Below are 7,457 nucleotides of genomic sequence, written 5' to 3'. Positions count from 1 at the left end.
CTGTTGGTCCTGTTGCCCCATCTGCTCCCGTATTTCCAGTTGCTCCTGTTGGTCCGGTTGGTCCAGTTAAATTTTTTGGACATCTTATGATAATAGGTGCTTTGCAACGACAACAAGGGCACCATATACAACCATAATAATTACAATATTTCATTTTTTCACCTCCTTTATCTAATATTAATATATGTATTTTACATATTCGTTACTGAGACATTAATCTCCAAAAAGTAAAAACTCTTTAGTTTTCTAAAGAGTTTTTATCAATCCTATTAAAATATAGTTTATTATGCAGATAAGCATGATCATTAGGTTTACACTTTCCTGCTAATTCATTATAGTGTTCAGCTATTTCATAATTATTTAATCTATCATAACATAAACATAATTGCATATATGGTATATAATCATAGCAATCTGGTGATACAAATGCTCCAGATGTATCATCACGCTCACAAGATAAAGCTACTGCACTCCAATAAATTGATTGTTCATATTGTTTTAATTCAAAAAAGTATTTACCTAAATCGCAACATATTTCAGCACGTGGGAGATCATAGCATAGGCTTTTTAATAGCCATGATATAGCTTCTTGCATATCCCCTAAATTATGATAGCAATATCCTAAAAATTGACATGCTGAAATATTATTTTCTATCCACCCTCTTTTTGTATTTAAAAATCTTTTGAATTCAGCTATTGCCTCTTGATATAACTGATGATAAAACAACTCCCGAGCATAATAAAAAATTTCTCTAGGCGTAAAAATTACTCCTTCATTTAATTTTTCTCTAAATATTCTTAAATTACGATTTGCATCACTATTCTTAATTTTACTATGAGTTATTGCAATATCACTATAAAGAATCTTACCTCTTGGACTTATTACCTCATGAATAAATCCTTCCCACTTAAAATTATCCCTTCTCCTTAATAATCTTTCACGATAATAAGTAAAGGTTGGTTTGTTATTGTGATCAAATTGAGCATTATACTTTAACATAACTACTGAAGTATCATCAGATAAAGTTTTCTTTAAATTAATCAAATCTTCTCGATTTTCTTCGCTAATAATATCATCTGCATCTAACCACATACAATAATCCATTGTAGCTTTTGAAAAAGAATAGTTCCGAGCTTTTGCAAAATCATCACACCATACAAAATCATATACCTTATCAGTATACTTCAAAGCTATTTTCTTAGTTTGATCAGTTGATCCAGTATCTACAATAATTATCTCATCGGCTATACCATCAACTGATTTTAATGCTCGTTCTAATACCTCTTCTTCATCTTTTACAATCATACATAAACTAATTGTTATCATATATTTCACCAATATAATATATGCTATTTATAACAAAATGTGAATTTCAGACAATTATAATTAAAAAATGACTCCATTAATATAAAAGATGCTCTAATTAAAGAACATCTATTCCTATATAATTTTAGTAGAACAATCTTCCAGATTTATTACCTCATCTACAATTGGTAAATAAAAATCCGGTTCATGACTAACTAAAATAATACTACCTTTATATTTTTTTAAAGCACTCTGTAAAGAATCTTTAGCATCAACATCTAAGTGATTAGTGGGCTCATCTAAAACTAAAACATTTGCTCCTCGATTCATAATTTTACATAATCTTACTTTAGCATTTTCACCGCCTGATAATACTTTCATTAATGATTCAATATGATCAGTTGTTAAACCGCACTTTGCTAACATAGCCCTAATCTCACCATTATTTCGATCTGGGAATTCTTCCCATAAATAATCTAATGCCTTCTGTGATGAAGCTGCTTCTTCTTGTTCAAAAAAACCTATTTCTACAAATGGATCTTTTTCTACTTTACCACTGTATGCTTTTTGCATACCAATCAAAGTTTTAAGTAAAGTTGTTTTCCCCAAACCATTAACACCTTTAATTGCAATCTTTTTATTTCTTTCAAAAACAAGATTCATTGGTTTTGTTAGTGGGGTATCATAACCAATTACTAAATCTTTACAATCAAACAATACTTTTCCTGGAGTTCTAGCTTCAATAAAAGAAAAAACTGGTTTAATCTTTTCTTTAGGTTTTGAAATCAAATTCATTTTATCTAATTTCTTTTGTCTAGAACTAGCCATATTTCTAGTAGCTACACGAGCTTTATTACGAGCAATAAAATCTTCAAGGTCTGCGATTTCTTTTTGTTGCTTTTGATAATCAGTTGCTTGCTGACGCTTTTTTAATTCTACTTGTTGCAAATAATAATCATAATCACCTTTATATCGAGTTAATATTCCTTCCTCTAAATGATAAATGATATTAATTACCTGATTTAAAAAACTTACATCATGACTAACTAAAATAAATGCATTTTCATAATTCTTTAAAAAACTTATTAGCCAATTAATATGATTTTCATCTAAATAATTTGTTGGCTCATCAAGGATTAAAATCATTGGATTTTCTAATAATAACTTAGTTAATAAGACTTTAGAACGCTGTCCCCCTGATAAAGCATCTACTGGTTTATCTAAACCAATATCATTCAACCCTAAGCCACCTGCCACTTCTTTAATTTTAACATCAATTGTATAAAAACCACCATGATCTAAAATCTCTTGAATTTCACCAACTTCTTCCATTAATTTATTCATCGTTTTATCATCACAATCAGCCATTTGTTCATACATTGATAACATCTCTTGTTCTAAATCATAGTAATATTTAAATGCATCTTGTAATACTTCATAAATAGTTTGTCCTGGCTTTAATACTGTATGTTGATCTAAATAACCAGTTGTAATTCTTTTACACCACTCAATTTTGCCTGAATCAGGAGCAATTTTACCTGTAATAATATTTAAAAAGGTTGATTTACCTTCACCGTTTGCTCCAACAAGACCAATATGTTCTCCATTTAACAATCTAAAACTTGCATTTTCTAAAATTGTTCGTCCCCCAAAATCATGACTAACATTTTCTACATTTAATATACTCATCCTCTACCTCACAATAAAAAGAAGAAATTAATCTTCTTTGATCTTGTATATATTATACATTAAAATTATTTACTGTCGAGCCTTATTCAATTGAAAAACCATAATACCCATTTTTACCATTTTCCTTAACATAATATAAATAATAATCTGCATTATTAATCAATTCTTCTTTTGATAAACAATTGCTATACGTATTATAATAACCACAAGAAATAGTAATATCAGGATGATTATATTCCTCAAAAGAACTATAAACCCGTTCAATAAAACTGATCAGATCCCACTCATTACAATCAATACAAATACAAATAAACTCATCTCCACCAAAACGACAGGGAATGATCTTTTCATCATTTTGTTGTAAACTAAGTGCAAATTCTTTTAAAATCAAATCTCCATTAAGATGTCCCAAATTATCATTATGTTGTTTAAAATGATCTAAATCATAAATGATTACACCTAATAAACGACTTTTATTTTTTAATTCACTATATTTATAATGAAAAAAACGTCGATTATAAATTTTTGTTAGATCATCTAATTGTGTTCTTTTTACAAGATCATCCTTTTCTTCTTTCTCTTTAAATAACTCAATTTTATATAATACACTGTTTAAACAAAAATCAATATTTTCTTTTTGATTTTCATGCATTAAATTATAATATTGCTCATATAAATTTGATAATTCATTATTTTCATTAAATACTTTACAATATTTTATTTTCATTTCTAATATTTCTATTTTATAGCGGTTATCTGTTCTTCCAAAACTATTTTCTTCTATTAGTTTATTTAAACATTTTGTTCTTTCCTTATCTTTTATTTCAAATGTTATATACAATAAGATATGATGAATCAAATAAATAACCTCTTTAGCCCTAAACCCCTTAATATCATGATTTAGAATATTATCAATACACTCTAATGCCTGATCTGTTTTTTTATGTGCAAAATAAATCAATGCTTTTAATGCTCGCCATAACTGATTCATTGGATCAAAAAGATTATCATTAAATAATTCCTGGTTTTCTTTTATTAATTTTATCGCCTCATTAATCATTCCTTTTTGACAGTAAACCATTACAATATAACATAAGACAAAACTCTTAATCTTATATTCTGGAAGATTAGGAGAAATATTTTTTATATGTTCAAGAGACTTTAAAAAATAAGGTAAGGCTAAATTATGTTGACCTAAATTTAAAAATACATCACCTAAATTACAATTAAATTTTGCCATCATCGCATGATCATTTAATTCTTTTGCTAATTTTAAACCTTTTAAATAGTAACCTGTAGCAAGTGAATAATCACTATTACTAATAGCAATAGCATATAGATTATATACCTGCATTAATAAATCAGGGTATCCTTTTTCCTCATTTAATGCAAGTACTTCATTTGCAAGTTTAATAGTTTCCTGCTGGGTTTTACAAGAATAATAATAATCTATAATATAATTACTAACTAGACACAATGTATAATCATCTTTTTGGGCAATTGCAAGTTTTTTTAATTGTAAACAATATTGGTACATTTCTTCAATATTATCATACTGTAACCATCGAATTTCTTGAACTAAATGATCAATCTCGCGCATCAGAATCTCACCTCTTTGAGTACTTAAATAAGTACATTATAACACATAAATTAGTAATTCAAATATTGTTTATCTTTTGAATTATCAAAAAATTGTTTAATAGATACAAGACTTTTCAAATATTTAAAATATTTTATAATTCCTCAGTATATTTAATCTATATAGTTAAACATACTTCTTCTCTCTCCACTTTTTAGCAAATAGACAAATTATACATACTAAGCATTTTTAATATCTATTAAATGAAATGTCTGATATTCATACCTATGATTTAAAAATATATCATAATTTTATTTCTACTCACAATATTAGTAAAACCCATAAATATTTATCTAATTTTTCAATTAATCTACCAATTTATTTATTGAGAATAATTTTAATCTACTATTTCAATTCCTTTAATTTTAAAAATAAAAGTATATATGATTAATGATATTTTTTATTTTTCCATTATAATATTAGTAACCTCGCTTTTTTATTTCCTAAAAAGAGAGGAAATAAATAATAAAATAGATACAATAAAGAAGGTAAAGTGATATGGAATGGATAGAGCGTCTAAATAATACAATGGATTATATTGAAGAACATCTAATAGAGAAGATAGATTACGAGCAACTTTCTAAAATTGCTGGCTGCCCAAGTTACCATTTTCAAAAAACATTTCTTTACATGACCAACATTTCATTAAATGAATATATCCGAAAACGTAAAATCTCACTTGCTGCAGTTGATATTCAAAGTGGTAAAGACAAAATTATTGATATTGCATTAAAATATGGTTATGAGTCCCCAACAGCATTTAATCGGGCATTTCAATCTATACATGGTATTGCTCCATCTACAATTAGAAAGAAAAGCGTTAAGTTAAAATCTTTCCCACCACTAAAATTTAGTTTTTCATTGCAAGGATTTGAGGAGTTAAACTACCGAATCGAAAATAAAATCAGTTTTAAAATATTAGGTATCAGCTATCCTTTAAGTAAAGATCTTTTAGAAAACTTCAACAATATTCCTAATATATGGAATAATGCTTTAAATAATGGAACTTTGATGCAATTAATAAATTTAAACAACCAATTTCCACAAGGATTATTAGGGGTAAGTATTCATTATCAAAATGATTGGCGTTATTTTATTGCGGTTAGTTCAAATAGTTCTAATGAGCAATTTGAAGATTATTCCATCAATGAAGCAACATGGGCAATATTTTCAGGTCATGGAACAAACAAAAGTCTTCAAGAATTACAACGGCGGGTAATTACTGAATGGTTACCAACTTCAGGATATAAATATGCTAATATTCCTGATATTGAAGTATATCTAAAAGCTGATCCAAATGACTGCATCTATGAATATTGGTTACCAGTGATAAAAAATAAGGAGTAATAATTATGGCAATTACAAATATTAAAGTAACATTACCAATTGATATTAAAGTAGTTTGGGAGTTTGTTACTTCCCTAGATAATTATTCATGGCGAAGTGATATATCAAAAATTAAAATTATTGATCCACAACGAGAATTTATTGAATTCACTCATGATAATTACCCTACTACCTTTATAATTACTACATATCAACAATATAAACGCTATGAATTTGATATGGAAAACACAAATATAAAAGGACATTGGACAGGTTTATTTAACTATCATGATGGTAAAACTACAATTGATTTTACTGAAGATGTGATAGCTAAAAAAATATACCTGAAACCATTAGTAAGAAGTTATTTAAAAAAACAACAAACAAATTATATAAATGATTTAAAAAGGGCTTTAGGTGTCAAATGAATTATCAAGAAATAATAGAAAAATTATTGGCCCTATCATCTAAAAAATATAAAGCAAACGTAACTAAAATGGGCATTCCAGAAAATAATAGTTTAGGAGTTTCAATTAGTAACATTCGTAACCTTGCTAAATCCATACCTAAATCCAATGAAATTGCCTATCAATTATGGCATAGCGGTTATCATGAAGCCCAATTATTATCAGTATTAATATTTGAAAAAAAAGATATTACTTTATCAGAAATCAAAATTTTAATTGATGATGTTAAGTCATGGGATTTATGCGATCATCTTTGTAAAAATTTAGTTATTAAAATAACAGGATATGAGAATTTGATTTATGAATGTATAACTTCTAGCCAAACATATACAAAAAGAGCTGCATTTACTTTAATTGCAAGTGACGTAATACATAATAAAAAAATCTCTGATTCTACTATCAATAATTATCTTACCCTTATCAAAAATCATTCCCATGATAATCAAATTCATATAAAAAAAGCTATTATCTGGGCCCTTAAAGAAATTGGTAAAAAAAATTATAATTATCATGATAAAGCATTAATTTTAGCTTATGAATTATATGAAAATGGTGATAAAAATCAACAATGGATAGCCAAAAATACTCTTAAAGAACTTGAAAATCTCATTAAGGTTAATGGACGAACTAGATTAATTTCTCGTAATTCAAAAATGGGCAAAGGAAATCTATAATTTCATTAACATTATAATTATTAATATCCATATCAATATAATTGGAATAGAATAATACCATCTTTTAGGCTTTCCATTTTCCCATAGACCTTTAGCTTTTTTTTGATTTTTTTGCCATATATCTTTTGGAATAAGTTTGCATGTTAAAATAACTAATAAAGGTAATATAATTACATCATCTATATAGCCTAGTATAGGTATAAAATCTGGTATTAAATCGATTGGAGAAAGTGCATATACTATTGTAATCATTGCTAAAACTTTAGCAATGATTGGTGTCTCTTTATCTTTTAATGATAGATAAACTATTGGAATATCAGATTTTAATTTTCTTGCTTTTTCTTTTAAATTCATAG

Annotated in this window: 7 protein-coding genes; 3 read left to right on the top strand and 4 right to left on the bottom strand. The window is 26.8% G+C overall.

What is annotated here, in order from left to right:
- Positions 1-238: 238 nt before the first annotated feature.
- From ACLR9T_RS06660 to ACLR9T_RS06650, 3 genes are all read right to left on the bottom strand, one after another.
- On the bottom strand, positions 239-1,327 hold the full coding sequence (locus ACLR9T_RS06660; protein ID WP_413108757.1) for a glycosyltransferase: 1,089 nt from the start codon (positions 1,325-1,327) through the stop codon (positions 239-241).
- Positions 1,328-1,441: 114 nt separating this feature from the next.
- Complete coding sequence (locus tag ACLR9T_RS06655) at positions 1,442-2,995, bottom strand: ABC-F family ATP-binding cassette domain-containing protein (protein WP_413108756.1); 1,554 nt, start codon at positions 2,993-2,995, stop codon at positions 1,442-1,444.
- Between the two features lie 82 nt (positions 2,996-3,077).
- A complete protein-coding gene (locus tag ACLR9T_RS06650) occupies positions 3,078-4,595 on the bottom strand; it encodes a diguanylate cyclase (protein WP_413108755.1) in 1,518 nt (505 codons plus the stop codon).
- 537 nt (positions 4,596-5,132) lie between these two features.
- Between ACLR9T_RS06650 and ACLR9T_RS06645 the strand changes: the two genes are divergently transcribed.
- Genes ACLR9T_RS06645 through ACLR9T_RS06635 form a run of 3 tightly spaced genes read left to right on the top strand, consistent with a single transcriptional unit; the run spans position 5,133 to position 7,101 of the window.
- Positions 5,133-5,981 carry an AraC family transcriptional regulator gene (locus tag ACLR9T_RS06645; RefSeq protein WP_413108754.1) on the top strand — a complete coding sequence of 283 codons (849 nt, stop codon included), beginning with the start codon at positions 5,133-5,135 and terminating at the stop codon, positions 5,979-5,981.
- 5 nt (positions 5,982-5,986) lie between these two features.
- Complete coding sequence (locus tag ACLR9T_RS06640) at positions 5,987-6,388, top strand: SRPBCC family protein (protein WP_413108753.1); 402 nt, start codon at positions 5,987-5,989, stop codon at positions 6,386-6,388.
- Positions 6,385-7,101, top strand: a complete 717-nt coding sequence (locus ACLR9T_RS06635) for a DNA alkylation repair protein (protein WP_413108752.1) — start codon at positions 6,385-6,387, stop codon at positions 7,099-7,101. The genes ACLR9T_RS06640 and ACLR9T_RS06635 overlap by 4 nt, the downstream gene beginning before the upstream one ends.
- On the opposite strand, the gene ACLR9T_RS06630 is transcribed toward ACLR9T_RS06635, so the two are convergent.
- A complete protein-coding gene (locus tag ACLR9T_RS06630) occupies positions 7,096-7,455 on the bottom strand; it encodes a YkvA family protein (RefSeq protein ID WP_413108751.1) in 360 nt (119 codons plus the stop codon). The genes ACLR9T_RS06635 and ACLR9T_RS06630 overlap by 6 nt on opposite strands.
- Positions 7,456-7,457 lie beyond the last annotated feature (2 nt).

This window comes from Thomasclavelia sp. (assembly GCF_047249845.1).
Classification (GTDB): domain Bacteria; phylum Bacillota_I; class Bacilli_A; order Erysipelotrichales; family Coprobacillaceae; genus Thomasclavelia.
This window is presented reverse-complemented; position numbering and strand designations above follow the sequence as displayed.

What these genes read in the sequence shown, in the direction of transcription:
- ACLR9T_RS06660 (WP_413108757.1), bottom strand. Translation starts at nt 1,327, where the DNA reads ATGATAACAATTAGTTTATGTATGATTGTAAAAGATGAAGAAGAGGTA.
- ACLR9T_RS06655 (WP_413108756.1), bottom strand. Translation starts at nt 2,995, where the DNA reads ATGAGTATATTAAATGTAGAAAATGTTAGTCATGATTTTGGGGGACGA.
- ACLR9T_RS06650 (WP_413108755.1), bottom strand. Translation starts at nt 4,595, where the DNA reads ATGCGCGAGATTGATCATTTAGTTCAAGAAATTCGATGGTTACAGTAT.
- ACLR9T_RS06645 (WP_413108754.1), top strand. Translation starts at nt 5,133, where the DNA reads ATGGAATGGATAGAGCGTCTAAATAATACAATGGATTATATTGAAGAA.
- ACLR9T_RS06640 (WP_413108753.1), top strand. Translation starts at nt 5,987, where the DNA reads ATGGCAATTACAAATATTAAAGTAACATTACCAATTGATATTAAAGTA.
- ACLR9T_RS06635 (WP_413108752.1), top strand. Translation starts at nt 6,385, where the DNA reads ATGAATTATCAAGAAATAATAGAAAAATTATTGGCCCTATCATCTAAA.
- ACLR9T_RS06630 (WP_413108751.1), bottom strand. Translation starts at nt 7,455, where the DNA reads ATGAATTTAAAAGAAAAAGCAAGAAAATTAAAATCTGATATTCCAATA.